This is a genomic window from Algoriphagus aestuariicola, from assembly GCF_017254835.1.
GTDB lineage: Bacteria > Bacteroidota > Bacteroidia > Cytophagales > Cyclobacteriaceae > Algoriphagus > Algoriphagus aestuariicola.
Map to the genome: position 1 here is coordinate 609,360 of NZ_JAFKCW010000004.1, position 25,099 is coordinate 634,458.

Annotated in this window: 34 protein-coding genes; all 34 read left to right on the forward strand. The window is 45.6% G+C overall.

The window, feature by feature from the left end; genetic code table 11:
- Position 1: 1 nt before the first annotated feature.
- The 34 genes from rplJ to rpsM all read left to right on the forward strand — a co-directional run bounded on the left by rplJ (position 2) and on the right by rpsM (position 25,091).
- On the forward strand, positions 2 to 544 hold the full coding sequence (gene rplJ, locus J0A67_RS18895) for a 50S ribosomal protein L10 (protein ID WP_206570951.1): 543 nt from the start codon (positions 2 to 4) through the stop codon (positions 542 to 544).
- A 41-nt stretch (positions 545 to 585) separates the two neighbouring features.
- Positions 586 to 972: a 50S ribosomal protein L7/L12 gene (gene rplL / locus J0A67_RS18900; RefSeq protein WP_206570952.1), complete on the forward strand. Its 387-nt coding sequence runs from the start codon at positions 586 to 588 to the stop codon at positions 970 to 972.
- A gap of 156 nt (positions 973 to 1,128) precedes the next feature.
- Positions 1,129 to 5,004: a DNA-directed RNA polymerase subunit beta gene (rpoB, locus tag J0A67_RS18905; protein ID WP_206570953.1), complete on the forward strand. Its 3,876-nt coding sequence runs from the start codon at positions 1,129 to 1,131 to the stop codon at positions 5,002 to 5,004.
- Between the two features lie 46 nt (positions 5,005 to 5,050).
- The gene (gene rpoC / locus J0A67_RS18910) at positions 5,051 to 9,364 is read left to right on the forward strand and encodes a DNA-directed RNA polymerase subunit beta' (protein ID WP_206570954.1); all 4,314 of its coding nucleotides are present in this window, start codon (positions 5,051 to 5,053) and stop codon (positions 9,362 to 9,364) included.
- A gap of 64 nt (positions 9,365 to 9,428) precedes the next feature.
- A complete protein-coding gene (locus tag J0A67_RS18915; RefSeq protein ID WP_206570955.1) occupies positions 9,429 to 9,743 on the forward strand; it encodes a DUF3467 domain-containing protein in 315 nt (104 codons plus the stop codon).
- Positions 9,744 to 9,841: 98 nt separating this feature from the next.
- A complete protein-coding gene (rpsL, locus tag J0A67_RS18920) occupies positions 9,842 to 10,255 on the forward strand; it encodes a 30S ribosomal protein S12 (protein ID WP_026953260.1) in 414 nt (137 codons plus the stop codon).
- An 18-nt stretch (positions 10,256 to 10,273) separates the two neighbouring features.
- Positions 10,274 to 10,741 (forward strand): 30S ribosomal protein S7, encoded by a 468-nt coding sequence (gene rpsG / locus J0A67_RS18925; RefSeq protein ID WP_206570956.1) that lies wholly within the window; start codon positions 10,274 to 10,276, stop codon positions 10,739 to 10,741.
- Between the two features lie 5 nt (positions 10,742 to 10,746).
- Positions 10,747 to 12,864 carry an elongation factor G gene (gene fusA, locus J0A67_RS18930; RefSeq protein ID WP_206570957.1) on the forward strand — a complete coding sequence of 706 codons (2,118 nt, stop codon included), beginning with the start codon at positions 10,747 to 10,749 and terminating at the stop codon, positions 12,862 to 12,864.
- An 11-nt stretch (positions 12,865 to 12,875) separates the two neighbouring features.
- Entirely contained in the window at positions 12,876 to 13,181 is a 306-nt protein-coding gene (gene rpsJ, locus J0A67_RS18935) for a 30S ribosomal protein S10 (protein ID WP_024284766.1), read from the forward strand.
- 246 nt (positions 13,182 to 13,427) lie between these two features.
- Positions 13,428 to 14,060, forward strand: a complete 633-nt coding sequence (gene rplC / locus J0A67_RS18940; protein WP_206570958.1) for a 50S ribosomal protein L3 — start codon at positions 13,428 to 13,430, stop codon at positions 14,058 to 14,060.
- Positions 14,061 to 14,063: 3 nt separating this feature from the next.
- On the forward strand, positions 14,064 to 14,693 hold the full coding sequence (gene rplD, locus J0A67_RS18945) for a 50S ribosomal protein L4 (protein WP_206570959.1): 630 nt from the start codon (positions 14,064 to 14,066) through the stop codon (positions 14,691 to 14,693).
- A 4-nt stretch (positions 14,694 to 14,697) separates the two neighbouring features.
- Entirely contained in the window at positions 14,698 to 14,985 is a 288-nt protein-coding gene (gene rplW / locus J0A67_RS18950) for a 50S ribosomal protein L23 (protein ID WP_206570960.1), read from the forward strand.
- Between the two features lie 13 nt (positions 14,986 to 14,998).
- A complete protein-coding gene (gene rplB, locus J0A67_RS18955; RefSeq protein WP_206570961.1) occupies positions 14,999 to 15,823 on the forward strand; it encodes a 50S ribosomal protein L2 in 825 nt (274 codons plus the stop codon).
- A 2-nt stretch (positions 15,824 to 15,825) separates the two neighbouring features.
- Positions 15,826 to 16,104: a 30S ribosomal protein S19 gene (gene rpsS / locus J0A67_RS18960; RefSeq protein ID WP_206570962.1), complete on the forward strand. Its 279-nt coding sequence runs from the start codon at positions 15,826 to 15,828 to the stop codon at positions 16,102 to 16,104.
- Positions 16,105 to 16,106: 2 nt separating this feature from the next.
- Complete coding sequence (rplV, locus tag J0A67_RS18965) at positions 16,107 to 16,496, forward strand: 50S ribosomal protein L22 (protein WP_206570963.1); 390 nt, start codon at positions 16,107 to 16,109, stop codon at positions 16,494 to 16,496.
- Between the two features lie 8 nt (positions 16,497 to 16,504).
- Positions 16,505 to 17,248 (forward strand): 30S ribosomal protein S3, encoded by a 744-nt coding sequence (gene rpsC / locus J0A67_RS18970; RefSeq protein WP_206570964.1) that lies wholly within the window; start codon positions 16,505 to 16,507, stop codon positions 17,246 to 17,248.
- Between the two features lie 27 nt (positions 17,249 to 17,275).
- Positions 17,276 to 17,695 (forward strand): 50S ribosomal protein L16, encoded by a 420-nt coding sequence (rplP, locus tag J0A67_RS18975; RefSeq protein ID WP_077346316.1) that lies wholly within the window; start codon positions 17,276 to 17,278, stop codon positions 17,693 to 17,695.
- Positions 17,696 to 17,704: 9 nt separating this feature from the next.
- A complete protein-coding gene (gene rpmC / locus J0A67_RS18980) occupies positions 17,705 to 17,887 on the forward strand; it encodes a 50S ribosomal protein L29 (protein WP_206570965.1) in 183 nt (60 codons plus the stop codon).
- Positions 17,888 to 17,906: 19 nt separating this feature from the next.
- On the forward strand, positions 17,907 to 18,170 hold the full coding sequence (gene rpsQ / locus J0A67_RS18985) for a 30S ribosomal protein S17 (RefSeq protein WP_206570966.1): 264 nt from the start codon (positions 17,907 to 17,909) through the stop codon (positions 18,168 to 18,170).
- Positions 18,171 to 18,172: 2 nt separating this feature from the next.
- Entirely contained in the window at positions 18,173 to 18,541 is a 369-nt protein-coding gene (rplN, locus tag J0A67_RS18990) for a 50S ribosomal protein L14 (RefSeq protein ID WP_026966248.1), read from the forward strand.
- A gap of 2 nt (positions 18,542 to 18,543) precedes the next feature.
- A complete protein-coding gene (rplX, locus tag J0A67_RS18995) occupies positions 18,544 to 18,885 on the forward strand; it encodes a 50S ribosomal protein L24 (RefSeq protein WP_236021340.1) in 342 nt (113 codons plus the stop codon).
- On the forward strand, positions 18,878 to 19,438 hold the full coding sequence (rplE, locus tag J0A67_RS19000) for a 50S ribosomal protein L5 (RefSeq protein WP_206570967.1): 561 nt from the start codon (positions 18,878 to 18,880) through the stop codon (positions 19,436 to 19,438). Before rplX ends, rplE begins: the two co-directional genes overlap by 8 nt.
- Before the next feature lie 2 nt (positions 19,439 to 19,440).
- Positions 19,441 to 19,710: a 30S ribosomal protein S14 gene (gene rpsN / locus J0A67_RS19005; protein ID WP_206570968.1), complete on the forward strand. Its 270-nt coding sequence runs from the start codon at positions 19,441 to 19,443 to the stop codon at positions 19,708 to 19,710.
- An 81-nt stretch (positions 19,711 to 19,791) separates the two neighbouring features.
- Positions 19,792 to 20,187, forward strand: a complete 396-nt coding sequence (gene rpsH / locus J0A67_RS19010; protein ID WP_206570969.1) for a 30S ribosomal protein S8 — start codon at positions 19,792 to 19,794, stop codon at positions 20,185 to 20,187.
- A 9-nt stretch (positions 20,188 to 20,196) separates the two neighbouring features.
- Complete coding sequence (gene rplF / locus J0A67_RS19015) at positions 20,197 to 20,754, forward strand: 50S ribosomal protein L6 (protein ID WP_206570970.1); 558 nt, start codon at positions 20,197 to 20,199, stop codon at positions 20,752 to 20,754.
- Positions 20,755 to 20,760: 6 nt separating this feature from the next.
- On the forward strand, positions 20,761 to 21,111 hold the full coding sequence (gene rplR, locus J0A67_RS19020; protein ID WP_119476301.1) for a 50S ribosomal protein L18: 351 nt from the start codon (positions 20,761 to 20,763) through the stop codon (positions 21,109 to 21,111).
- Between the two features lie 5 nt (positions 21,112 to 21,116).
- Positions 21,117 to 21,635: a 30S ribosomal protein S5 gene (rpsE, locus tag J0A67_RS19025; protein ID WP_206570971.1), complete on the forward strand. Its 519-nt coding sequence runs from the start codon at positions 21,117 to 21,119 to the stop codon at positions 21,633 to 21,635.
- Positions 21,636 to 21,640: 5 nt separating this feature from the next.
- Positions 21,641 to 21,820 carry a 50S ribosomal protein L30 gene (gene rpmD / locus J0A67_RS19030; protein ID WP_111392761.1) on the forward strand — a complete coding sequence of 60 codons (180 nt, stop codon included), beginning with the start codon at positions 21,641 to 21,643 and terminating at the stop codon, positions 21,818 to 21,820.
- Between the two features lie 2 nt (positions 21,821 to 21,822).
- A complete protein-coding gene (gene rplO, locus J0A67_RS19035; protein ID WP_206570972.1) occupies positions 21,823 to 22,269 on the forward strand; it encodes a 50S ribosomal protein L15 in 447 nt (148 codons plus the stop codon).
- Positions 22,270 to 22,273: 4 nt separating this feature from the next.
- Positions 22,274 to 23,593, forward strand: coding sequence for a preprotein translocase subunit SecY (secY, locus tag J0A67_RS19040; RefSeq protein ID WP_206570973.1), 1,320 nt, complete (start codon positions 22,274 to 22,276; stop codon positions 23,591 to 23,593).
- Between the two features lies 1 nt (position 23,594).
- Complete coding sequence (gene map / locus J0A67_RS19045) at positions 23,595 to 24,368, forward strand: type I methionyl aminopeptidase (protein WP_206570974.1); 774 nt, start codon at positions 23,595 to 23,597, stop codon at positions 24,366 to 24,368.
- A gap of 1 nt (position 24,369) precedes the next feature.
- Positions 24,370 to 24,588 (forward strand): translation initiation factor IF-1, encoded by a 219-nt coding sequence (gene infA, locus J0A67_RS19050; protein ID WP_009183359.1) that lies wholly within the window; start codon positions 24,370 to 24,372, stop codon positions 24,586 to 24,588.
- Positions 24,589 to 24,594: 6 nt separating this feature from the next.
- Positions 24,595 to 24,711, forward strand: a complete 117-nt coding sequence (gene rpmJ / locus J0A67_RS19055; protein WP_013927415.1) for a 50S ribosomal protein L36 — start codon at positions 24,595 to 24,597, stop codon at positions 24,709 to 24,711.
- A gap of 2 nt (positions 24,712 to 24,713) precedes the next feature.
- Positions 24,714 to 25,091: a 30S ribosomal protein S13 gene (gene rpsM / locus J0A67_RS19060; RefSeq protein ID WP_206570975.1), complete on the forward strand. Its 378-nt coding sequence runs from the start codon at positions 24,714 to 24,716 to the stop codon at positions 25,089 to 25,091.
- Positions 25,092 to 25,099: the final 8 nt, after the last annotated feature.

Below are 25,099 nucleotides of genomic sequence, written 5' to 3' on the forward strand. Positions count from 1 at the left end.
CATGACTAGAGACGAAAAGAAAGTTATAATCGACAGTCTGACTGAGAAGCTGAAGGAAAACCCTTTCTTCTACATCACTGACGCTTCAGGATTCTCCGTAGCTCAAGTGAACGCGTTCAGAAGAACTTGCTTCGAGAAAGGTGTGGAGTACAAAGTGTACAAAAACACCCTAATCGCCAAAGCTCTTGAAAATCTGGATGCTGACTACTCCAAATTGGTGGGGGGTGCATTGAAAGGGTTCTCTGGAATTATTTTCTCAAAAGAGACTAGTAACCTTCCAGCAAAAGTATTGCTGGATTTCAGAAAGAAACAAGGTAAAAAAGAGACTAGACCGGTATTTAAAGGTGCAGGGATCGACTCAGACGTGATTCTGGGCGAGAACAACCTCGAAATGCTGTCTAACCTCAAGTCTAAGCAAGAATTGCTGGGTGATCTTATCGGATTGCTTCAGTCTCCTGCTAAAAATCTCGTCGCTGCATTGCAGTCTGGACAGAACAACATCACTGGTGTTCTTAAGACTCTTGCTGATCGGGAAGCAAAATAATCTTATCAAATCATTCAAAAACAAATTAAATAATTAATACAATGGCAGATCTTACACAACTTGCAGAACAGTTAGTGAACTTGACTGTAAAAGAAGTAAAAGAATTGACAGATATCCTTAAGGACCAGTATGGCATCGAGCCTGCTGCAGCTGGTGCTGTAATGGTAGCTGGTGGTGCTGGCGCTGGCGCTGGTGAAGCTGCTGCTGAAGAGGAAAAAACTTCTTTCGATGTAATCCTTAAAGCTGCTGGAGCATCTAAGCTTGCAGTGGTGAAATTGGTTAAAGAATTGACCGGTCTTGGATTGAAAGAAGCGAAAGATCTTGTTGACGGCGCTCCTAAAGCCTTGAAGGAAGGTATCGCTAAGGACGAAGCTGAAGCGTTGAAAAAGTCTCTTGAAGAGGCTGGTGCTGAAGTAGAGATCAAGTAATTTGGCGATTTCGGCCCTCTAGGTTCGAAATCAGCCCAAAGACCTGACTAAACTAGTCAGGTCTTTTCCTGTTTATGCTCAGGTTAAAAATTGCATTATTTCAAGTGATAATTGTCACTTTCCGGTATTAAATTTCACCATAAACTATACACTACCTTGGCTATCAAGAATCAAACCGAAAGGAAAAGTTTCTCCTCCATTAAGGTGGTCAAAGACTATCCCGATTTTCTCGATATCCAGCTGCAGTCCTTCAAGGACTTTTTCCAGCTGGATACCCCAGCAGAGAAGCGACGGGCAGATGGCTTGTTCAAAGTTTTCGCCGAAAACTTCCCGATCAGTGATTCCAGAGAGAATTTTACACTGGAATTCATCGATTATGCAGTAGACCCGCCCAAGTACAGCGTGGAAGAGTGCATAGACAGGGGACTGACCTATTCTGTTCCGCTCAAAGCAAAGTTGAGATTGCTTTGCCACGACGAAGACAACGAGGATTTCGAAACAATCGAGCAAGAGGTGTTCCTTGGCAATTTGCCCTACATGACCGAAAAGGGCTCCTTTGTAATCAATGGGGCAGAGCGTGTGATTGTATCCCAACTTCACCGTTCCCCGGGTGTGTTCTTTGCGCAAAGCAAACACACCAACGGTACCAAACTCTACTCTGCCAGAATTATTCCTTTCAAAGGTTCTTGGATCGAGTTTGCGACAGACATCAACAATGTCATGTATGCTTACATCGACCGTAAGAAAAAGTTCCCGGTTACCACGCTCTTGAGGGCGATCGGCTACGGCTCTGATAAGGATATTCTCGATCTGTTTGGTCTTTCTGAGGAAGTGGCTGCTACAAAAGCTGCCCTGAAGAAGGCCGGAGGAAGAAAGCTTGCAGCTAGGGTTTTGAGAACCTGGGTAGAAGATTTCGTGGATGAAGATACTGGTGAGGTAGTCTCCATCGACAGAAATGAAGTGTTACTTGAGCGTGACACTGTTCTTACTGAAGAAGACATCGAAATGATCTTGGATTCTGGCTCCAAATCCATCATTCTCCACAGAGAGGATGTGAACGTGGCCGACTTCTCGATCATCTACAATACATTACAAAAAGACAATTCCAACTCTGAGAAAGAGGCGGTAGAGGTAATCTATCGTCAACTGAGAAACACCGAGGCTCCTGATGAGGCTACTGCCCGCGAGGTAATCCAAAGCTTGTTCTTCTCGGACAAGCGTTACGATCTTGGTGAAGTTGGACGTTATAGAATAAACAAAAAACTCGGACTGAACATCGAGCCTGAGAAGATTGTATTGACCAAGGAGGACATCATTTCCATCGTGAAATACCTCATCGGTTTGATCAACTCAAAGGCAGTAGTCGATGACATTGACCACTTGTCCAACAGACGAGTGAGAACTGTAGGTGAGCAGCTTTACAGCCAGTTCGGAGTAGGTTTGGCCAGAATGGCAAGAACGATCCGTGAACGAATGAACGTTCGTGACAATGAAGACTTCAAACCAGTCGACTTGATCAATGCCCGCACGCTTTCTTCCGTGATCAACTCCTTCTTTGGCACCAACCAGCTTTCTCAGTTCATGGACCAGACCAACCCGCTCGCGGAGTTGACTCACAAGAGAAGACTTTCGGCTTTGGGTCCAGGTGGTCTTTCCAGGGAAAGAGCAGGTTTCGAGGTTCGTGACGTTCACTACACGCACTATGGCCGTTTGTGTACGATCGAAACTCCTGAAGGTCCAAACATTGGTTTGATCTCTTCTCTCTGCGTTCACGCGAAAGTGAACTCCATGGGATTCCTGGAGACTCCTTATAGAAAGGTGAAGGATGGTAAAGTCGGTATGAAGCCTGAGGAAATTGTTTTCCTCACCGCGGAAGAAGAAGATAACCACAACATCGCGCAGGCAAATGCTCCTTTGGATGAGGCCGGTACTTTTGTCAACGAAAAAGTGAAGGCCAGATTCGAAGGTGACTTCCCGGTTTTGGAGCCTAGCGAAATCTCCTATATGGACGTTGCGCCAAACCAGATCGTATCGGTAGCTGCATCCTTGATTCCGTTCTTGGAGCACGATGATGCTAACCGTGCCTTGATGGGATCCAACATGCAACGACAAGCAGTACCCTTATTGAAAGCTGAAGCTCCAATCGTGGGTACAGGTTTGGAAGGCAAAGCAGCTATTGACTCTAGGGCCCTGATCATAGCAGAGGCAAATGGTGTGGTTGAGTTCGTGGACGCGAAGAAAATCACCATCAAGTACGATCTGACTTCAGACGAGCTTTTGGTGAACTTCACCAACGAATACAAAACTTACGATTTGATCAAGTTCCGAAGAACTAACCAAGACACCACGATCAACTTGACTCCTTTGGTACTCAAAGGACAGAAAGTAGAGAAAGGCCAAGTTTTGGTAGAAGGCTATTCCACCAACAAGGGTGAGCTTGCTTTGGGTAAAAACCTGAAAGTAGCCTACATGCCTTGGCAAGGATACAACTTCGAGGATGCGATCGTAATCTCCGAGCGTGTAGTTCGTGAGGACATCTTTACTTCCATCCACGTGGAAGAGTTCCAACTTGAAGTTCGTGATACCAAACGTGGTGAAGAAGAATTGACTTCTGAGATTCCGAACGTGTCTGAAGAGGCCGTGAAGCACTTGGACGAAAACGGTATCATCCGTATTGGAGCCGAAGTGAAGGAAGGCGACATCATCATCGGTAAGATCACTCCTAAGGGAGAAACTGATCCGACTCCTGAAGAGAAACTTTTGAGAGCGATCTTTGGTGACAAAGCTGGTGATGTAAAAGATGCATCTTTGAAAGCTTCTCCATCCTTGAATGGCGTGGTAATCGAGACCAAACTCTTCTCCAGACCTAAGAAGGACAAAGACAATAGAGCGAAGTCTAAAGCCGAAGTTGAGAAACTGAAGGCAAAATATTCCAAAGACCTTTTGGGTATCAGAGCCAAGATGATCAACAAGCTCGTGACCATTCTGGATGGCAAAACCTCTCAAGGTGTAAGACACAAGTTTGGCGATGAGATCATCAGCAAAGGCGTGAAATTCAACCTGAAGAACATTGAAAACAACCTCTTCCCTGCTAAGAACCCTTACAGAGACGAGTCTAACTACAATGTTCCAGAGGAAGCAAACTTGGTTTCTGACATCATCTTGGATGACTGGACTGAAGACGCACACACCAACTCACTCATTGTGAAATTGGTGAAGAACTACACCAATTCCAGAAACGAAATCTCTGGCCTGTTCAAGCGTGACAGATTTACGCTGGAAGTTGGAGACGAATTGCCAGCTGGAATCGTGAAGCTTGCCAAAGTTTACATCGCCAAGAAGCGCAAGCTGAAAGTGGGTGATAAAATGGCGGGTCGCCACGGTAACAAAGGTATCGTCGCCAGAATCGTAAGAGACGAGGACATGCCTTTCTTGGAAGACGGAACGCCAATGGACATCGTGTTGAACCCACTTGGGGTACCTTCCCGAATGAACATCGGACAGATCTTCGAGACCGTTTTGGCTTGGGCTGGACAGAAGACAGGCAAGAAATTCGCCACTCCAATCTTCGATGGGGCTTCATTGGATGAAGTTTCTGCCGAATTGGAAGCAGCGGGAGTGCCAGCTTATGGACGTACCTACCTCTACGACGGTCTTTCCGGAAACAAGTTTGACCAGCCGGTCACTGTAGGTGTAGCCTACATGCTGAAGCTGGGCCACTTGGTTGACGACAAGATGCACGCCCGTTCCATCGGTCCATACTCGCTCATTACCCAGCAACCATTGGGTGGTAAGGCGCAGTTTGGGGGACAGCGTTTCGGAGAGATGGAAGTGTGGGCTCTTGAGGCATTCGGAGCATCCCACGTACTTCAGGAGATCCTGACTGTCAAGTCTGATGACGTAATCGGTAGAGCAAAAGCTTACGAAGCTATTGTGAAGGGTGAAAACCTTCCTAAGCCAAACATCCCTGAATCATTCAATGTATTGGTTCATGAGTTGAGAGGCTTGGCTCTTGAAATTACCCTGGATTAATTTGGCTCAAGGGGCGGGCACCGCCCTGAACATATCTCAAAACATTATGTCGTTTAGAAAAAATAAAAAACTCAACAACGATTTCTCCCGAGTGACCATCAGCTTGGCCTCTCCAGAATCCATTCTGGACAGCTCCAATGGTGAGGTAACTCAGCCAGAGACCATCAACTACAGAACCTATAAGCCTGAAATGGGTGGTTTGTTCTGCGAGAGGATCTTTGGTCCGGTCAAAGACTGGGAATGTCATTGTGGTAAATACAAGCGCATCCGTTACAAAGGCATTATTTGCGACCGTTGCGGTGTGGAAGTGACTGAGAAAAAAGTTCGTCGTGAGCGAATGGGACACATCGAATTGGTGGTGCCGGTAGCACACATCTGGTACTTCAAGTCCCTTCCAAACAAAATCGGCTACCTGCTGGGTCTTCCAACCAAGAAATTGGATCAGATCGTGTATTACGAGCGATATGTGGTAGTACAGGCTGGAGTGAAGGCAGAAGAAGGTGTTCAGTATCTCGACTTCTTGACTGAGGACGAATACTTGGACATTATGGACAAGCTTCCAAAGGAAAACCATACTTTGGATGACGAGGATCCTACCAAATTCATCGCTAAGATGGGCGCTGAGGCTTTGGAGATGTTGTTGGCAAGATTGGATCTCGATGACCTTTCCTACTCTCTTCGTCACCAAGCCGCAACTGACACTTCTCAGCAGAGAAAAGCAGAAGCTTTGAAGCGACTTAAAGTGGTAGAAGCATTCCGTGATGCCAGAACCCGTATCGAAAACCGTCCAGAGTGGATGGTAGTAAGAATGGTTCCTGTAATTCCACCGGAATTGCGTCCATTGGTTCCTTTGGATGGCGGTAGATTCGCTACTTCTGACTTGAACGACTTGTACAGAAGAGTAATCATCCGTAACAACCGTCTGAAGAGATTGATCGATATCAAAGCTCCAGAGGTGATCTTGAGAAACGAGAAGCGTATGCTACAGGAAGCTGTGGATTCACTGTTCGACAACTCCAGAAAAGTAAATGCGGTAAGATCCGATGGTAACCGTGCTTTGAAATCCCTTTCTGACATGTTGAAAGGTAAGCAAGGTCGATTCCGTCAAAACTTGCTCGGTAAGCGTGTGGATTACTCCGGTCGTTCTGTAATCGTAGTAGGTCCAGAGCTGAAACTGCACGAATGTGGTCTTCCTAAAAATATGGCAGCGGAGCTTTTCAAACCATTTATCATCAGAAAACTGATCGAAAGAGGGATTGTTAAGACCGTAAAATCTGCCAAGAAAATCGTTGATCGTAAAGATCCAGTGGTTTGGGATATTTTGGAAAACGTATTGAAAGGACACCCTGTGCTCCTAAACCGTGCCCCAACTCTTCACAGATTGGGTATCCAAGCGTTCCAACCAAAATTGATCGAAGGAAAAGCGATCCAACTTCACCCACTGGTATGTACTGCATTCAACGCCGACTTTGACGGTGACCAGATGGCGGTTCACGTACCACTTGGACACGAGGCGATCTTGGAAGCTTCTACTTTGATGCTTTCTGCTCACAACATCCTTAACCCTGCGAACGGTGCACCTATTACTGTACCATCTCAAGACATGGTTTTGGGTCTTTACTATGTGACCAAAGGCAAAAAATCAACTCCTGAAGAGGTAGTAGCTGGCGAAGGTATGACTTTCTACAGCACTGAAGAAGTGATCATTGCATTGAACGAAGGCAAAATCTCCAAGCACGCGAATATCAAGTGTAAGGTGAAAGTAAGAACTGCCGAAGGCGAGATCAAAGATCAAATCATCGAAACTGTTGCTGGTCGATTGATCTTTAACCAGTTCGTGCCTGAGGAAGTTGGTTATGTCAACGAACTATTGACTAAGAAAAAGCTTCAGCAGATTATCGCTGAGGTAGTAAAAGTTTGTGGTATCGCCCGTACTGCGCAGTTCTTGGATGATATCAAGCATCTAGGATTCCAGATGGCATACCAAGGTGGTCTCTCTATGGGTCTTAACGACGTTATCATCCCAGAGGAAAAAGAGCCAATGATCGCGAAAGCGAAAGAGGAAGTGGACCAAGTATGGAACAACTACCTCATGGGTCTGATCACCGACAACGAACGTTACAACCAAGTAATTGATATCTGGACTCGTACCAACTCTCATTTGACTAACAATCTGATGAAGAAGATGGAAGAGGATAAGCAAGGATTCAATGCTATCTACATGATGATGCACTCCGGTGCCCGTGGTTCCAGAGAGCAGATTCGTCAGTTGGGTGGGATGAGAGGTCTGATGGCTAAGCCGCAGAAAAACCTTCAAGGTTCTGTTGGTGAAATCATCGAAAACCCAATCCTTTCAAACTTCAAAGAGGGTCTGGACGTATTGGAGTACTTCATTTCTACTCACGGTGCTCGTAAGGGTCTTGCGGATACGGCTTTGAAAACTGCCGATGCGGGTTACTTGACTCGTCGTTTGGTAGACGTAGCACAAGATATGATCATCACCGAGGAGGATTGCGGTACGTTGAGAGGTTTGGTGGTTCAGCCGTTGAAAGACAACGATGAAATCGTCGAGCCACTTTCTGAGCGAATCCTTGGAAGAGTCTCTGTACACGATGTCTATGATCCAGTAACAGATCAATTGATCGTTCCTGCTGGAGTTGAAATCGGTGATGAGGTTGCCAAGATGGTGGATGAGTCCGCAATCGAAGAGGTAGAAATCAGATCGGTCTTGACTTGCGAAACTCGCAGAGGTGTCTGTGCGAAGTGCTACGGAAGAAACTTGGCTACTGGCAAGATGGTACAATCCGGTGAGTCTGTAGGTGTAATCGCCGCGCAATCTATCGGTGAGCCAGGTACCCAGCTTACCTTGAGAACCTTCCACGTGGGTGGTACTGCTTCCAACATGGCGGTAGATGCATCCATCCCGGCGAAGTTTGATGGGGTGATTGAATTCGAAGAAGAACTGAGATTCATCGAGACGACCAACAAAGACGGTGAGGCAATCACCATCGTAATGGGACGTTCGGGTGAGATCAAGATCAACGATGCGAAGACTGGTAAGACTTTGGTGTCCAACCACGTACCTTATGGTGCTTTGTTGAACGTGAAAGACGGTCAGAAAATCTCCAAGGGCCAATCTCTATGTACTTGGGATCCTTACAATGCGGTTATCCTTTCTGAATTTGACGGTTCAGTTGAATTCGAAGCAATCGTAGAAGGCATCACTTACAAAGAAGTAGCCGATGATCAGACCGGTTTCCGTGAGAAAGTAATCATCGAGACCAAAGACAGAACCAAAAACCCAGCGATCGTCATCAATTACGGTGAAGATTCCAAGGGATATAACATTCCAGTTGGGGCTCACCTGGCAGTGGAAGTTGGCGAGAAAGTAAAAGCTGGTCAGATCTTGGTGAAGATCCCAAGATCAGTAGGTAAGACTCGAGATATCACCGGTGGTCTTCCACGAGTTACCGAATTGTTCGAAGCACGTAACCCATCCAATCCGGCTGTGGTTTCTGAAATCGACGGTGTAGTAACTTATGGTGGTATCAAGCGTGGTAATAGAGAGATCATCATCGAATCTAAGGATGGCGTGATTAAGAAATACATGGTATCTCTTTCCAAGCACATCCTGGTTCAGGAAAATGACTTCATCCGTGCGGGTGAGCCACTTTCTGACGGTGCGATTACTCCAAACGACATCTTGTCTATCAAAGGTCCAACTGCAGTTCAAGAGTACTTGGTGAATGAAATCCAAGAAGTTTACAGACTTCAAGGGGTGAAAATCAACGACAAGCATATCGAGGTAATCGTATCCCAGATGATGCAGAAGGTTGAAATCCTTGATGCCGGTGACACAGGATTTCTTCAAAACCAAGTCGTGGACAAGTGGGCTTTCCGTGAGGAAAACGACAACATCCTCGATAAGAAAGTGGTGATGGATGCTGGAGACTCTTCTACGTTGAAGCCAGGTATGATCATTTCTGCAAGAAGACTGAGAGACGAAAACTCCAGCCTGAAGCGCAAGGATTTGAAACTGGTGCAGGTGAGAGATGCAGAGACTGCCGTTTCCGCCCCAACTTTGCAGGGTATCACTGCTGCTTCTTTGGGTACTGAGTCCTTCATCTCTGCGGCTTCCTTCCAGGAAACTACCAAGGTGCTTTCCGAAGCTGCCATCCGAGGCAAGCGCGACGAGCTGTTGGGTCTGAAAGAAAACGTAATCGTGGGTCACTTGATCCCAGCGGGTACCGGACAGAGAAGATTGCAAAATCTGATCGTCGGTTCTCAGGAAGAATACGAAAAGCTCTCCGAAAACATGGAGAAAACCTCCTCCAGAAGATCCAGTGAAGCGATCCTTTAATCAAAATTGATTTGAACATAAAAGGCCTGTATGTCGTGTACAGGCCTTTTTTAATCCAAAAAAGATGGAAGACAACAAAAGACAAGATCAGCAGATCAATGTGGAGCTTTCCGAAGAAGTAGCGGAAGGCATCTATTCCAACTTGGCGATGATAGCCCATTCCAATTCCGAGTTTGTGATCGATTTCATCCGATTGATGCCGGGCGTGCCAAAGGCAAAAGTGAAATCTAGGATCATCGTGACTCCTGACCATGCAAAAAGGCTCCTTTCCGCTTTGAAAGAAAACATCGAAAAGTATGAGGCTGCCTTCGGAAAGATCCAGCAGGGAGGAGGCGCTCCCTCATTCCCTATTTCCTTCGGTACGCCTGGGGAAGCGTAACAAAAATATAACTGCTTAATTTTGTTACTCTTATTACTTTCTTTACCTTTGCAGTCCAAAATTTAACAGTTTACAGGAAAACTAAATTTTATCAGTTAATGCCTACTATTCAACAGCTAGTAAGAAAAGGTAGAAATACACTGGAAATCAAATCGAAATCTCGGGCTTTGGACGCGTGTCCACAGCGTAGAGGTGTTTGTACCAGGGTATATACTACGACCCCTAAGAAGCCAAACTCTGCGATGAGAAAGGTGGCTAGGGTAAGATTGACGAACGGAAAAGAGGTGAACGCTTACATTCCGGGTGAAGGTCACAATTTACAGGAGCACTCTATTGTATTGATCAGAGGTGGTCGTGTGAAGGATCTTCCAGGTGTAAGATACCACATCATCCGAGGTGCATTGGATACTGCCGGAGTAAAAGACCGTAAGCAAGGTCGCTCCAAGTACGGTGCTAAAAGACCTAAGGCTGGCAAGGGTGCCCCTGCTGCAGCTCCAGGCAAAAAGAAATAATAAAAACATTCAAAAGAAATGAGAAAAGCGAAACCAAAGAAGAGATATATTCTTCCTGACCCAAAGTTCAACGATACTTTGGTGACTAAGTTTGTAAACAGTCTGATGTTCGACGGGAAGAAGAGTATTGCTTATACCATTTTCTACGATGCGATAGCAAAGGTAGAGACTAAGGTAGGTGAGAATGGTCTTGAAGTTTGGAAAAAAGCGCTTAACAATATTGCTCCATCCGTAGAGGTGAAGAGTCGTAGAGTTGGTGGTGCTACATTCCAGGTTCCTATGGAAGTCAGACCTGAAAGAAAGATGTCCCTTGGAATCAAGTGGATGATCAACTACGCTCGCAAGAGAGGTGAGAAGACCATGATGGACCGTTTGGCAGGTGAGATCATCGCAGCAGCAAAAGGCGAAGGAGCCGCTGTGAAGAAGAAAGATGATACCCACAGAATGGCCGAAGCCAACAAAGCATTCTCCCACTTTAGATTTTAATTAGGATGGCAAGAGATTTAAGATATACCAGAAACATTGGTATTGCAGCCCACATTGATGCTGGTAAAACTACTACCACTGAGCGTATTCTTTACTACTCAGGTGTAAGTCACAAGATCGGCGAAGTGCACGACGGTGCTGCTACCATGGACTGGATGGCACAGGAGCAGGAGCGTGGTATTACCATTACTTCGGCTGCTACTACCGTTTTTTGGCCTTACCGAGACAATAAATATCAAGTCAATATCATCGATACTCCGGGACACGTTGACTTTACTGTTGAAGTTAACCGTTCCCTTCGTATTCTGGACGGTCTAGTTTTCCTGTTTAGCGCTGTGGATGGTGTAGAGCCACAGTCTGAGACCAACTGGAGATTGGCTGATAATTACAAGGTAGCCCGAATCGGATTCGTTAACAAAATGGACCGTTCTGGCGCCAACTTTTTGGAAGTATGTAAGCAAGTGAAGGAAATGCTCGGATCCTATGCAGTTCCGTTGCAGCTTCCAATCGGTGCTGAGGACAAGTTCCAAGGTGTAGTTGACTTGATCAACAACCGAGGAATGGTGTGGAACGAAGAGGACAAAGGGATGACCTACAAGATCGTTCCTATCCCCGAAGACATGGAAGAGGAAGTGGCTCAGTACAGAGAGCACCTGCTTGAGGCAGTAGCTGAGTACGATGAGTCATTGATGGAGAAATTCTTCGACGATCCCAACTCTATCACTGAAGGTGAGATCTTGACGGCCCTTAGAGCTGCGACCATTGACATGAAAATCGTCCCTATGGTTTGCGGATCTTCCTTCAAAAATAAAGGTGTGCAGACTATGCTTGACTTGGTGATGGAATTGCTTCCTTCTCCACTGGATAAGGACGCGATCTTCGCCACTAGCATCGATACAGAAGAAGAGGTAGCGATCAACCCTGACGAGAAGGAGCCATTCACCGGCTTGGCGTTCAAGATTGCAACCGACCCATTTGTTGGTCGTCTCTGCTTCGTAAGAGCATATTCCGGCGTGTTGGAATCAGGATCTTACGTTTTCAACAGCCGTTCAGGCAGCAAGGAGCGTATTTCCCGCGTATTCCAGATGCATGCAAACAAGCAAAACCAAATCGAAAGATTGGTGGCTGGTGATATCGGCGCTGTAGTAGGCTTCAAAGACATCAAAACTGGAGATACACTTTGCGACGAGAAACGCAAGGTAGTTCTTGAGTCCATGGTATTCCCTGAGCCGGTGATTGGCTATGCGATCGAGCCTAAAACTCAGGCCGACGTGGATAAATTGGGTATGGCGATTGCAAAACTGATCGAAGAAGATCCAACCCTGCAGGTAAACACTGACCAGGAGACTGGCCAGACTATCCTTAGAGGTATGGGTGAGCTTCACCTAGAAATCATCATCGACCGTCTGAAGAGAGAATTCAAGGTTGAAATCAACCAAGGTGCTCCTCAGGTAGCTTACAAGGAAGCACTGTTTGGCTCAATTGAGCACAAAGAGGTATACAAAAAGCAGACTGGTGGTAAAGGTAAATTTGCCGATATCGTATTCGAATTGGGTCCAAAAGATCCTGATCCAGAAACCGGAGAGATCAAGCCAGGACTTGACTTTGTCAATGGTATCGTGGGTGGTGTGATTCCTAAGGAATTCATCGCGCCAGTTCAGAAAGGTTTCCAAGAAGCAATGAAAAACGGTCCTTTGGCAGGTTATCCTATCGAAGCGATGAAAGTAAGATTGTTTCACGGATCCTACCACGACGTCGATTCAGATGCCCTTTCTTTCGAATTGGCAGCAAGAATCGGGTTCAAGGAAGCTGCTAAAAAGTGTAAGCCACAGTTGTTGGAGCCAATCATGGCTGTTGACGTGGTTACCCCTGACGAGTACACAGGTCCTATTACAGGTGACTTGAACAGAAGAAGAGGCTTGATGAAAGGGATGGATACCAAAGGTACCTCTACCGTAGTTAAGGCCAGCGTTCCTTTGTCTGAGTTGTTCGGGTATGTAACTGATTTGAGAACGATCACTTCCGGTAGAGCGACAGCGTCTTTGACCTTCTCTCACTACGAGCCAGTTCCTAACAACATAGCTGAAGCGGTAATTGCTAAAGTAAAAGGTGATAAAGCCTAATCTTCAAGAAAATGAACCAGAAAATCAGAATAAAACTAAAATCATACGATCACAGCCTGGTGGATAAGTCATCAGAGAAGATCGTGAAGGCTGTAAAAGCCACTGGCGCGGTAGTAGTAGGTCCTATTCCATTGCCTACCAAAAAGGAAAAGTTTACTGTGTTGAAATCCCCACACGTAAACAAGAAAGCCAGAGATCAGTATCAGCTTTGTACTTACAAGAGACTGGTTGATATCTACTCCAACTCTTCCAAGACAGTGGATGCTTTGATGAAAATCGAGCTTCCAAGTGGGGTAGATGTAGAGATCAAAGTCTGACAGTACTTGGAATTCCAATATCGAAAGGCCTGCAACTCACGCAGGCCTTTTGTTTTTTGGGACGTTTCGGAATTTCAGTTGGATCGAGGATCAGAAATCTGCCTCCGGCCAAACGAAATTTCTTCTAATTGTTTGAAAATATTAGAGTTGGGATTTGTTGCCGAATTTTATTTCAGTAACTTTGCAGTCCTTAAAAAGGGCCCAAGTGCGTAAACGCTTGTGGATTATCAAATTATCTTATCAAAGATGTCTGGTATTATAGGTAAAAAAGTAGGAATGACTAGCATTTTCAGTGCCGATGGGCGTAACGTCGCATGCACGCTAATAGAAGCTGGTCCTTGCGTAGTGACGCAAGTAAAAAACGTTGAAACAGACGGGTACAACGCAGTGCAGTTGGCATTCGGTGAGCGTAAGGAGAAAAACACTCCTAAGCCACTAATCGGTCACTTTAAAAAGGCCGGTACGACGCCAAAGCAGAAAGTTGTTGAGTTCCGTGACTTCAGGGTCGAATTTGAAGGCCAGGTTGATCTCGGAAAATCGGTAAGTGCAGGAGAGGTATTCGTAGAAGGTGACTTCGTCGATGCTATCGGTACTTCAAAAGGTAAAGGCTTCCAGGGTGTTGTGAAGCGTCATGGTTTTGGTGGTGTGGGTGGTCAAACCCACGGTCAGCACAACAGACAGAGACACCCAGGTTCCATCGGTGCATGTTCTTGGCCATCAAGAGTTTTCAAAGGCATGAGAATGGCCGGAAGAACTGGTGGTGACAGAGTAAAAGTGATCAACCTGAGAGTGTTGAAAGTCTATCCTGAGCAAAACCTTCTGTTGGTTTCTGGTTCAGTGCCTGGTCCTAAAAACTCTTTCGTAATTCTTGAGAAATAAGCCATGGAATTAGCAGTAATCAATCAAAAAGGACAAGACACAGGTAGAAAGGTGACTCTTTCTGACGAAATCTTTGCAATCGAACCAAACGATAACGCAATCTACCTGGATGTGAAGCAGTACCTGGCCAACCAAAGACAGGGAACCCACAAATCAAAAGAAAGAAACGAAGTAGCTGGATCCACCAAGAAGATCAAGAAGCAGAAAGGTACCGGTGGTGCCCGTGCAGGATCCTTGAAGGCTCCAAACTTCCGTGGAGGTGGTAGAGTATTCGGCCCTAAGCCAAGAGACTACTCTTTCAAACTCAATAAAAAAGTGAAGCAGTTGGCTCGTAAGTCCGCACTTTCTTACAAAGTGATCGAAAACAGCCTGGTGGTATTGGAAGACCTCGCATTTGATGCTCCAAAGACCAAAAACTACATCGCGTTGTTGAATGGACTTTCTCTTTCCGACAAGAAGACTCTTTTGGTTCTTCCTGAAGACAACAAGAACGTGTTCTTGTCAAGCAGAAACCTTCCAAAGGCGAAAGTAGTGACTGTGAATGATATAAATACTTACCAACTCCTCAATGCTGACCACTTGGTGCTGTGCGAAGGATCTGTAAGTAAGTTGGAAACCATTTTAGCGAAATAAGACAATGGATATTCTAAAGCAGCCTTTGATTACAGAAAAGATTTCTGCTGGAAACGAGAAGGGGGTCTACGGATTCATCGTGGAAAAGACCGCCGACAAGATCCAGATCAGAAATGCGGTGGAAAAAACCTACGGAGTGAAGGTGGTATCAGTGCGTACCATCCGCTATGCTGCGAAGCATAAGACTCGCTACACCAAGAACAAAATCGTATCAGGCTTCACCAATTCTTTCAAGAAAGCAATCGTGCAGGTAGCTGATGGTGAGGTAATTGATTTTTACGGAGAAATTTAATTGAATCAATATCATGGCAATTAAAAAGTTGAAGCCTGTAACTCCAGGGACAAGATTCAGAGTGGCTCCCGCTTTTGACGAGATTACCAAGTCAAAACCGGAAAAATCACTCCTTGCTCCTATCAAGAAGTCAGGCGGAAGAAATAATACAGGCAAGATGACCGCTCGCTACATCGGTGGTGGTCACAAGAGAAGACTCAGAATTGTAGACTTCAAAAGAAACAAGTTTGGTGTACCTGCGACAGTGAAAGCTATCGAGTACGATCCAAACAGAACGGCACGTCTAGCCCTACTATATTATGCTGACGGAGCTAAGGCCTATATTATCGCCCCGGAAGGTTTGTCAGTAGGGCAGACAGTGATTTCCGGCGAGCAGGTTGCTCCAGAAGTGGGCAACGCCATGCCAATGGCCAATATCCCGATGGGTACAATCGTGCACAACGTGGAGTTGAAGCCAGGTAAGGGTGGAGCCATGGCAAGAAGTGCCGGTGGATACGCTCAGATCGTAGCTCGTGACCCTAAGTATGTCACTGTGAAGCTTCCTTCTGGCGAAATGAGACTAGTGCTTGGTGCATGTATGGCTACCATTGGTACCGTGTCCAACGCTGACCACATGAACGTGGTGCTAGGTAAGGCAGGTCGTAAGAGATGGCTTGGAGTGAGACCTCGTACTAGAGGTGTGGCTATGAACCCAGTCGATCACCCTATGGGTGGTGGTGAAGGCCGTTCTTCAGGTGGACATCCTAGATCCCGCAAAGGTCTTCTTGCCAAAGGAAAGAAAACCAGAGCACCTAAGAAGTATTCAAACAAGTTCATCATCAGCAAAAGATCTAAATAATTATGGCACGTTCATTAAAAAAAGGTCCTTATATCGAGCACCATCTGGTGAAGAAAGTAGATGTCATGAACGAGTCCGGCAAAAAATCTGTCATCAAGACTTGGTCAAGAAAATCTATGATTTCTCCGGATTTCGTAGGCCATACCTTCGCAGTGCATAACGGCAACAAGTTTATCCCGGTGTTTGTCACTGACAACATGGTAGGTCACAAGCTGGGTGAATTTGCTCCTACCAGAAACTTCCGAGGCCACGTTGCTAAAAAAGATAAAGGAAAGAGATAATCATGGAAGCAATAGCAAGATTAAAAAACGTTCCTACATCCCCGCGCAAAATGCGCCTTGTGGCTGACCTCGTGAGAGGCAAGAGAGTAGGATTGGCACTTAGTATCCTGAAATTCACTCCTAACCATGGAGCTATGAAGTTGGAGAAACTTCTCCTTTCAGCGGTTGCCAACTGGCAGGCTAAAAACCCTGACGCGAAACTTGAGGAAGCTGATCTGTACGTCAAGACTATCATGGTAGACGAAGGCAGATCTCTCAAGAGATTGAGACCCGCTCCTCAGGGACGTGGTCACAGAATCCGTAAAAGATCCAATCATGTAACCCTCGTGGTCGACGCTTTTGTCGCAGGAGACGTTACCGCTGATGTAGTTACAAACGAAAAGGCAAATTAAGAGAGACTATGGGACAAAAGATTAACCCAATAGGATTTAGACTTGGTGTAGTCAAAGGCTGGGATTCCAACTGGTATGGTGGGAAAGACTTCGCCGAGAAACTTGCCGAAGATCAGCAAATCCGTAAATATGTCCTTGCCAGAATCCCTAAGGGAGGTATTGCCAAAGTGATCATCGAGCGTACGCTTAAGAGAATCACCTTGACGATCCACACTGCCCGTCCAGGAGTAGTGATTGGTAAAGGCGGAGCCGAAGTAGACAAGCTGAAAGAAGAGCTTAAGAAGATCACCAACAAGGATATTCAAATCAATATCTTCGAAATCAAGCGTCCTGAACTGGATGCCAAGTTGGTTGGTGAATCTATCGCACAGCAGCTTCAGGCTAGAATTTCCTTCAGAAGAGCAATGAAACAAGCCATTGCGGCATCCATGAGAGTGGGAGCGGAAGGAATCAAAGTTAAACTTTCTGGTCGATTGGGTGGTGCCGAGATGGCCCGCTCTGAAATGTACAAAGAAGGAAGAATTCCCCTTCACACCCTGAGAGCTGACATCGATTACGCACTTTCCGAAGCACTTACCGTGTACGGAATCATCGGAATCAAAGTCTGGATCTTCAAAGGTGAAGTGTACGGAAAAAGAGACCTTTCTCCTAACCAAGGTGCTGCAAACGAGCCAAAAGGCCAGCGCACTCCAAACCCTAAGGGTGGTCGTGGTGACAGAGAAAACGGTCCAAGACGCAGAAATAAGAAATAACTATTTTCACCGAATAAGTGAGAAATCATGTTACAGCCGAAAAGAACGAAATTTAGGAAAATGCACAAGGGCCGTGTCAAAGGCCTTGCTACTAGAGGGGCGGAACTCTCTTTTGGCAACTTTGGCATCAAATCCCTTGAGCCAGGATGGATTACTTCTCGCCAGATCGAGGCAGCACGTATTGCCATGACAAGAGCTATGAAGAGAGAAGGTCAGGTTTGGATCAGGATTTTCCCTGACAAGCCGATCACCAAAAAGCCCGCAGAGGTTCGTATGGGTAAGGGTAAAGGTGCTCCAGAATACTGGGTGGCTGTTATCAAACCAGGTACAATCCTTTTCGAAGCTACAGGCGTCAGCCTGGAGATTGCTCAGGATGCGTTGAGACTTGCGCAGCAGAAGCTACCCGTAAGTACAAGATTTGTGGTTCGTAGAGATTACGCAGAATAATCAGAAACTATGAAAAATACTGAAATCAGATCACTTTCCGTAAGTGAGATCGCAGAGCGAATTGTCGCAGAGCAGGAGAATCTAAGCAAGCTGAAATTTGCCCACTCGATTTCTCCAATTGAGAATCCTAACAGAATCAGAGAAGCCAAGCGTCTGGTCGCAAGATTGAAGACTGCATTAGCTTCCAAATAACTAGCTAACAGAAAAGAAAATGGCTACGATTGAGAGAAATCTTCGCAAAGAGAGAATTGGTAAAGTCGTAAGCAACAAAATGGACAAGTCTGTGACAGTCGCTGTGGAACGTAAAGTGAAGCACGGCATTTACGGAAAGTTTGTTGCCAAGACTACCAAATTTATGGTTCATGACGAGAAGAATGAGTGTCACCCAGGTGACATCGTAAAAATCAGTGAAACTCGTCCGCTGAGCAAGAACAAGCGTTGGAGATTGGTTGAAATTATTGAAAGGGCTAAGTAATCATGATACAGCAAGAATCCAGACTAGGCGTTGCAGATAACTCAGGTGCTAAAGAAGTACTTGTGATCCGCGTATTGGGAGGAACTGGGAAGCGTTATGCTTCGATCGGTGATAAGGTAGTCGTTACTGTAAAGTCGGCCCTATCTTCCAGCAACATGAAAAAAGGTACCGTTTCCAAAGCGGTAATCGTTCGGACTAAAAAAGAGATCCGTCGCAAAGATGGTTCTTACATCCGATTTGAAGACAATGCTGCCGTGTTGTTGAACAACAACGATGAGCCAAGAGGTACCCGTATCTTCGGCCCAGTGGCCAGAGAGCTCAGAGAGAAGCAGTTTATGAAAATCATTTCCTTGGCCCCTGAAGTATTGTAATCATGGAAAGAAAGACAAAAAAGCAGAAACTGCATATAAAGACCGGAGATACCGTTAAGGTGATCTCAGGTGATGACAAAGGAAAAACAGGGAAAGTCCTTTCTGTCGACACAGAAAAAAGCAGAGCTTACGTAGAAGGAATCAACATGATCACCAAGCACGTGAAGCCAACTGCTGCTAAACCACAAGGCGGCATCGAGAAGAAGGAAGCAGCATTGCACATCAGCAATCTGATGCTTGTCGATCCAAAAACTGGCGAAGCAACCCGTACAGGTCGTAAGGCTGGAGAAAACGGCAAACTAGTGAGGTATTCAAAGAAAACCGGGGAGGTGATCAATGGCTAATCCAAGAATGAAAGAAAAGTACCTGAACGATATCGTTCCGGCTTTGAAAGAAAAATTCCAGTATTCTTCTGTCATGCAGGTACCTGCTTTGACTAAGATCGTCCTTAACAAAGGGATCGGTGCCGCGGTAGCTGACAAAAAGTTGGTAGACCAAGGCGTGGAAGAGCTGTCTTTGATCACTGGCCAAAAAGCTGTGGCTACCAAGTCCAAGATTGCAGTTTCCAACTTTAAGTTGAGAGAAGGCATGCCTATCGGTGCTAAAGTGACCTTGAGAGGCGAGAAGATGTACGAATTCCTTGATCGTTTGATGACCGTAGCGTTGCCACGTGTTCGTGACTTCAAAGGAATCTCTGACAAAGGCTTCGACGGAAGAGGTAACTATACCCTCGGCGTTACTGAGCAGATCATCTTCCCTGAGATCTCTATCGAAAAGGTAAACAGAATCTCCGGTATGGATATCACTTTTGTGACTTCTGCCAAGACAGACGAAGAAAGCTTCACCTTGTTGAAGGCTTTCGGAATGCCATTCGTTAACAAAAACAAAGAAGAATAATCATGGCAAAAGAATCCATCAAAGCTCGTGAGAGAAAAAGAGAGCGTCTGGTAGCCAAGTATGCCAAGAAGAGAGCCGAGCTGAAAGCTGCTGGTGACTACGAAGCACTTGACAAATTGCCAAAGAATGCTTCCCCCGTAAGACTTCACAACCGTTGCAAGCTGACCGGTAGACCTAAGGGCTACATGAGGAAGTTTGGTATCAACAGGGTTACCTTTAGAGAGATGGCCTCAGCAGGCAAGATCCCTGGAGTGACCAAGTCTAGCTGGTAAAAAAACGACAGTAGTTTTTATTCTAAAAATCAATTCGTAACTTTGCACGCCCAAAATGGGTGGAGCTAGACTATAAATATCATGACTGATCCAATAGCTGATTATCTGACCAGGTTGAGAAACGCCATCAAGGCTTCTCACCGAATCGTTGAGATACCTGCTTCTAACATCAAGAAGGAGATCACTAAAGTACTGCACGACAAAGGGTACATCCAGAACTATAAGTTTGAGCAAAATGGCCCGCAAGGGACTATCAAGATCGCTTTGAAGTTCAATCCTACTACCAAGCAGAACGCTATCGTGAGCCTTGAGAGAGTTAGTACTCCAGGTTTGAGAAAATATGCCAAGCATGATGAGCTCCCTAGAGTCATCAACGGTCTGGGCATTGCAATCGTATCCACCTCCAAAGGTGTGATGACTGACAAAGAAGCCCGTACCGAAGGTATCGGTGGCGAAGTACTTTGCTACGTATATTAATTTACTATCATGTCTAGAATAGGTAAAAAACCAATAAATCTACCCAGCGGTGTTACTGTAGACGTGTCAGCTCATGGAACTGTCACTGTTAAAGGTCCAAAGGGTACACTGACTCAGGATGTGAATCCCGATATTCAGGTGAAGGTAGAAGGCAACGACATCGTTGTCACTAGACCTACCGAGTCCAAGAGACACAAGTCTATGCATGGACTGTACAGAGCATTGATCAACAACATGGTGATCGGTGTATCTACAGGCTACAAGAAAGACTTGGAATTGGTCGGTGTAGGTTACAAGGCTTCCAATCAGGGCCAGGTGCTTGAGCTTAGCTTAGGCTATTCTCACAGCATTTTCATGGCATTGCCTAGCGAGATTTCCCTTAAGACGGAGACTCCAAAAGGTAAAAACCCGGTGATTACTTTGGAAGGAATCGACAAGGAGTTGATCGGCCAAATCGCTGCGAAAATCAAATCCCTGCGTAAGGTTGAACCTTACAAAGGAAAAGGTGTGCGCTTCGTTGGTGAGCAAGTTAGACGTAAGGCTGGTAAAACTGCCGGTAAAAAATAATAGGTTATGGCATTTAATAAGAATTCCAGAAGACTTAGAATCAAGCAGGGTATCCGCAGAAAGATCTCCGGTACCGATTCCAGACCTCGTTTGTCAGTATTCAAGAGCAATACCGGCATCTATGCGCAATTGGTGGACGACCTTAAAGGTCAGACCCTGGCTCAGGCCTCTTCCAAAGAGCTTGGCGCCAAAGCCAATACCAACGTGGGAGTTTCCAAAGAAGTAGGCAAGAAACTTGCCGAAAGAGCCATAGCAAATGGCGTATCTGAAGTAGTTTTCGACAGAAACGGCTACTTGTATCATGGTAATGTAAAAGCTTTGGCAGACGGCGCCAGAGAAGGAGGCCTTAAATTCTAATCGTTATGTCTCAAGTAAGAAGAAAACCCATTAGGGCTACAGATACAGAATTGAAAGAGAAAGTAGTAGCTATCAACCGAGTAGCCAAAGTGGTAAAAGGTGGTAGAAGATTCTCCTTCTCAGCAATCGTAGTAGTAGGTGATGGCCAGGGTGTAGTAGGTTACGGATTGGGTAAAGCCAACGAAGTGACTGATGCGATCACCAAAGGCATCGAAGACGCAAAGAAAAACCTGGTGAAAGTACCGGTTTTGAAAGGCACTATTCCACACGAACAAATTGGTAAATTTGGTGGAGGATTTGTGTTGATCAAGCCAGCAGCGGCAGGTACCGGTGTTATCGCCGGTGGTGCGATGCGTGCAGTATTGGAATCAGCCGGCGTTACCGACGTATTGGCGAAATCCAAAGGATCTTCCAACCCACACAATGTGGTGAAGGCAACCATCGATGCGCTAGTTCAGCTAAGAGATGCAATCGCTGTATCACAGCAGCGTGGTGTGAAAATGGCTAAAGTCTTTAACGGATAATCATCATGGCGAAGATCAAGATCACACAGGTAAAAAGTACGATTGACAGACCAAAGGATCAGAAAGCAACAATCACTGCTTTGGGCCTCGGTCGTATCAGCAAATCTGTCGTAGTGGAAAACACTCCACAGATTGCAGGAATGGTAAATAAAGTGAATCACCTTGTAAAAGTGGAGGAAGCTTAATTATGAAACTATATACATTAACTCCAAACGAAGGATCTACCAAAAACCGAAAAAGAATCGGTCGCGGTACCGGATCTGGTAGAGGTGGAACTTCCACAAGAGGTCATAAGGGAGCCAAGTCACGCTCTGGATACAAGTCCAAGATCGGTTTTGAAGGTGGTCAGATGCCACTTCAAAGAAGAGTTCCTAAATTTGGATTCAAATCCATCAACAAGGTTGAGTTCAAACCGGTAAATTTGGATACATTGCAGGCCCTTTCCGAGCAATACTCTCTTACGGCGATCAATCTGGAAGCTTTGGTTTCCCATGGTATCGCTTCTAAGAATGACAAGATCAAAATCCTCGGAGGTGGTCAGTTGACAGCCAAATTAGACGTGACTGCCCATCAGTTTTCCGCTTCGGCTGTTGAAGCTATAGAGAAACTAGGCGGTACTGTAAACAAGATTTAAGTAAATGAAAAAGTTTATTTCGACAGTAAAGAACATCTTCTCAATCGAAGATCTGAGAATCAGGATCCTGAATACCATCGGATTTCTCATCATCTTCAGATTAGGGTCATTCATCGTTCTTCCCGGTGTGGATCCCTCCAAGCTGGGCGGGACTCCCGAAGGGATTTTCGGATTGATTGATACCTTCCTTGGAGGCGCTTTTAGCAATGCCTCCATCTTCGGTCTTGGGATCATGCCTTACATTTCTGCATCCATTGTGCTGCAGCTTCTCACTGTCGGAGTACCCTATTTTCAAAAAATGCAAAAAGAGGGTGAGTCCGGTAGAAAACGAATCAACCAGATCACTCGCGTATTAACCATTGCTATCACCGTGGCCCAAGGTATCGGGTACGTAAGTGCCACGATCCTTCCTACCGGTGCGGTGATGGTTAGTACCTCTCTTTTCATGTTCAGTTCCTTGGTTTTGCTTTCAGCCGGTACCATGTTCTGCATGTGGCTGGGTGAAAAGATCACTGAGAAGGGCATCGGGAATGGTATTTCCATGTTGATCATGATTGGTATCATCTCCAGATTCCCAGGAGCATTGATTGCCGAAGGCGTTGAAAAGGGCTCTTCAGGCATGCTCTTGTTGATCATTGAAGCTGTTGTCTTGTTCTTTGTGGTTGTTGGTGTGATTGCACTGACAGAAGCTACGAGAAGGATCCCGGTTCAATATGCTAAGCAAGTAGTAGGTGGTAAGGTGTACGGCGGTCAGCGCCAGTATATCCCAATTAAGGTGAATGCTTCTGGTGTAATGCCAATCATCTTTGCCCAGTCTTTGATGTTTGTGCCTGCTTTGATCGCTCAGATTTGGGCTGGGGAGAGTGACATTGCAAACTATATCGGTACCACTTTCAGTGATTTCACATCTTGGCAGTACAACCTCTTGTTTGCTTCTTTGATCATTATCTTTACCTTCTTCTACACAGCGATTACGGTAAATCCAGAACAGATAGCTGAAGACATGAAGCGGAACGGTGGTTTTGTACCAGGTATCAAGCCAGGCGCGCCTACTGCCGATTTCATCGATGGGATCATTTCTAAAATCACTCTTCCTGGTTCGGTTTTACTTGCTGCAGTGGCGATTTTGCCCGCTTTGGCAATCATCGCCGGGGTAGGTGGAGAGTTTGCCCAATTCTATGGTGGAACCTCCCTGTTGATCATGGTCGGTGTGATCATGGATACTTTGAGACAGATCGAGAGCTACCTGTTGATGAGACACTACGAGGGAATGATGAAAAGCGGTAATATGAAGAACAATCCTTCTAATTACCAAGTAGCTTAATATGATTCAATACAAGACTTCGGAAGAAGTTCAGTTGATTAAAGAAAGTGCTGACATACTCGGCCAAGCTCACGGAGAAGTTGCCAAGTATGTCAAAGAAGGGGTAAAGACCTCTTTTCTTGACAAGATTGCTGAAGAGTTTATAAGGGATCATAAAGCAGTGCCTTCCTTCAAAGGTTACAATGGCTTCCCTTCATCACTTTGTATCTCTGTGAACGAAGTTGTTGTCCACGGTTTTCCCAGTGATTATGAATTGAAAGATGGCGATATAATCTCAGTAGATTGTGGAGTCTTTCACCAAGGTTTTCATAGCGATTCCGCTTATACGTACCCTATCGGTGAGGTTTCCCCTTCTGTCATTGCATTATTAAAGGCCACCCGAGATTCGCTCTATCTAGGAATCGAGCAAGCCGTAGTTGGAAATCGAATCGGCGACATCGGACATACCATCCAAAAATTTGTCGAGGCTAAAGGCTACACGGTAGTCAGAGAGCTGGTCGGACATGGTTTGGGCAGGAAGTTGCATGAGGCACCCGAGGTTCCCAATTACGGAAAAAAAGGAAGTGGTCCCCTGCTCAAGGCAGGGATGGTGATTGCAATTGAGCCAATGATCAATCTGGGTACGCGAAACATCGTACAGGAGAGAGACGGGTGGACAATCCGAACTGCAGATCGGAAACCTTCAGCTCACTACGAGCATACGGTTGCAATATTGGAGAATAAAACAGAGGTCCTGACGACCCATAAATACATAGAAGAGAATTTTAAATTCTAAAATGGCCAAACAGACATCAATCGAGCAAGACGGAACCATTATCGAGGCGTTGTCAAACGCAATGTTTAAAGTGGAACTGGAAAACGGACATCAGTTGATTGCTCATATTTCCGGTAAGATGAGGATGAATTACATCAAGATCCTTCCTGGGGATAAGGTCAAATTGGAATTGTCTCCCTATGATTTGACAAAAGGCAGAATAGTATATCGATATAAATAGACTGACATGAAAGTAAAGGCATCTATTAAGAAGAGAAGTGCTGACTGTAAGGTGATCAGAAGAAAAGGAAAACTTTACGTCATCAACAAGAAAAATCCTAAGTATAAACAAAGACAAGGTTAATCATGGCTAGAATTGCAGGTGTAGACATACCAGACAATAAGCGCGGCGAAATCGGACTCACCTATATCTTCGGAATAGGAAGAAGCGCCGCCAAAGCGATCCTGAGCAAGGCCGGTATCTCTTTTGACAAAAAAGCTGGAGAGTGGAATGACGAGGAGTCTACCGCGATCCGTAACATCATCGCTGAAGAATATAGAACCGAGGGTGTATTGAAGTCGGAGATCCAATTGAACATCAAGCGTCTGATGGACATCGGGTGCTATAGAGGTTTGAGACACAGAAAAGGACTTCCTGTACGTGGTCAAGGCACTAAAAACAACGCCAGAACAAGGAAGGGTAAGAGAAAAACTGTTGCTAACAAGAAGAAGGCAACTAAATAAAACCTGAT

Bases quoted from the DNA above. Each gene is read 5' to 3' on its own strand.
- rplB (WP_206570961.1), top strand. From the start codon at position 14,999: ATGGCAATTAAAAAGTTGAAGCCTGTAACTCCAGGGACAAGATTCAGA.
- secY (WP_206570973.1), top strand. From the start codon at position 22,274: ATGAAAAAGTTTATTTCGACAGTAAAGAACATCTTCTCAATCGAAGAT.
- rplD (WP_206570959.1), top strand. From the start codon at position 14,064: ATGGAATTAGCAGTAATCAATCAAAAAGGACAAGACACAGGTAGAAAG.
- rpsC (WP_206570964.1), top strand. From the start codon at position 16,505: ATGGGACAAAAGATTAACCCAATAGGATTTAGACTTGGTGTAGTCAAA.
- rplO (WP_206570972.1), top strand. From the start codon at position 21,823: ATGAAACTATATACATTAACTCCAAACGAAGGATCTACCAAAAACCGA.
- rpsJ (WP_024284766.1), top strand. From the start codon at position 12,876: ATGAACCAGAAAATCAGAATAAAACTAAAATCATACGATCACAGCCTG.
- rplC (WP_206570958.1), top strand. From the start codon at position 13,428: ATGTCTGGTATTATAGGTAAAAAAGTAGGAATGACTAGCATTTTCAGT.
- rplX (WP_236021340.1), top strand. From the start codon at position 18,544: ATGGAAAGAAAGACAAAAAAGCAGAAACTGCATATAAAGACCGGAGAT.
- rpsM (WP_206570975.1), top strand. From the start codon at position 24,714: ATGGCTAGAATTGCAGGTGTAGACATACCAGACAATAAGCGCGGCGAA.
- rpmC (WP_206570965.1), top strand. From the start codon at position 17,705: ATGAAAAATACTGAAATCAGATCACTTTCCGTAAGTGAGATCGCAGAG.
- rplJ (WP_206570951.1), top strand. From the start codon at position 2: ATGACTAGAGACGAAAAGAAAGTTATAATCGACAGTCTGACTGAGAAG.
- rplE (WP_206570967.1), top strand. From the start codon at position 18,878: ATGGCTAATCCAAGAATGAAAGAAAAGTACCTGAACGATATCGTTCCG.
- rpsL (WP_026953260.1), top strand. From the start codon at position 9,842: ATGCCTACTATTCAACAGCTAGTAAGAAAAGGTAGAAATACACTGGAA.
- rpoC (WP_206570954.1), top strand. From the start codon at position 5,051: ATGTCGTTTAGAAAAAATAAAAAACTCAACAACGATTTCTCCCGAGTG.
- rplW (WP_206570960.1), top strand. From the start codon at position 14,698: ATGGATATTCTAAAGCAGCCTTTGATTACAGAAAAGATTTCTGCTGGA.
- rpmD (WP_111392761.1), top strand. From the start codon at position 21,641: ATGGCGAAGATCAAGATCACACAGGTAAAAAGTACGATTGACAGACCA.
- rpsH (WP_206570969.1), top strand. From the start codon at position 19,792: ATGACTGATCCAATAGCTGATTATCTGACCAGGTTGAGAAACGCCATC.
- rplL (WP_206570952.1), top strand. From the start codon at position 586: ATGGCAGATCTTACACAACTTGCAGAACAGTTAGTGAACTTGACTGTA.
- rpsN (WP_206570968.1), top strand. From the start codon at position 19,441: ATGGCAAAAGAATCCATCAAAGCTCGTGAGAGAAAAAGAGAGCGTCTG.
- infA (WP_009183359.1), top strand. From the start codon at position 24,370: ATGGCCAAACAGACATCAATCGAGCAAGACGGAACCATTATCGAGGCG.
- rpsG (WP_206570956.1), top strand. From the start codon at position 10,274: ATGAGAAAAGCGAAACCAAAGAAGAGATATATTCTTCCTGACCCAAAG.
- J0A67_RS18915 (WP_206570955.1), top strand. From the start codon at position 9,429: ATGGAAGACAACAAAAGACAAGATCAGCAGATCAATGTGGAGCTTTCC.
- rpsQ (WP_206570966.1), top strand. From the start codon at position 17,907: ATGGCTACGATTGAGAGAAATCTTCGCAAAGAGAGAATTGGTAAAGTC.
- rplV (WP_206570963.1), top strand. From the start codon at position 16,107: ATGGAAGCAATAGCAAGATTAAAAAACGTTCCTACATCCCCGCGCAAA.
- rpsE (WP_206570971.1), top strand. From the start codon at position 21,117: ATGTCTCAAGTAAGAAGAAAACCCATTAGGGCTACAGATACAGAATTG.
- map (WP_206570974.1), top strand. From the start codon at position 23,595: ATGATTCAATACAAGACTTCGGAAGAAGTTCAGTTGATTAAAGAAAGT.
- rplF (WP_206570970.1), top strand. From the start codon at position 20,197: ATGTCTAGAATAGGTAAAAAACCAATAAATCTACCCAGCGGTGTTACT.
- fusA (WP_206570957.1), top strand. From the start codon at position 10,747: ATGGCAAGAGATTTAAGATATACCAGAAACATTGGTATTGCAGCCCAC.
- rpsS (WP_206570962.1), top strand. From the start codon at position 15,826: ATGGCACGTTCATTAAAAAAAGGTCCTTATATCGAGCACCATCTGGTG.
- rplP (WP_077346316.1), top strand. From the start codon at position 17,276: ATGTTACAGCCGAAAAGAACGAAATTTAGGAAAATGCACAAGGGCCGT.
- rplN (WP_026966248.1), top strand. From the start codon at position 18,173: ATGATACAGCAAGAATCCAGACTAGGCGTTGCAGATAACTCAGGTGCT.
- rpmJ (WP_013927415.1), top strand. From the start codon at position 24,595: ATGAAAGTAAAGGCATCTATTAAGAAGAGAAGTGCTGACTGTAAGGTG.
- rplR (WP_119476301.1), top strand. From the start codon at position 20,761: ATGGCATTTAATAAGAATTCCAGAAGACTTAGAATCAAGCAGGGTATC.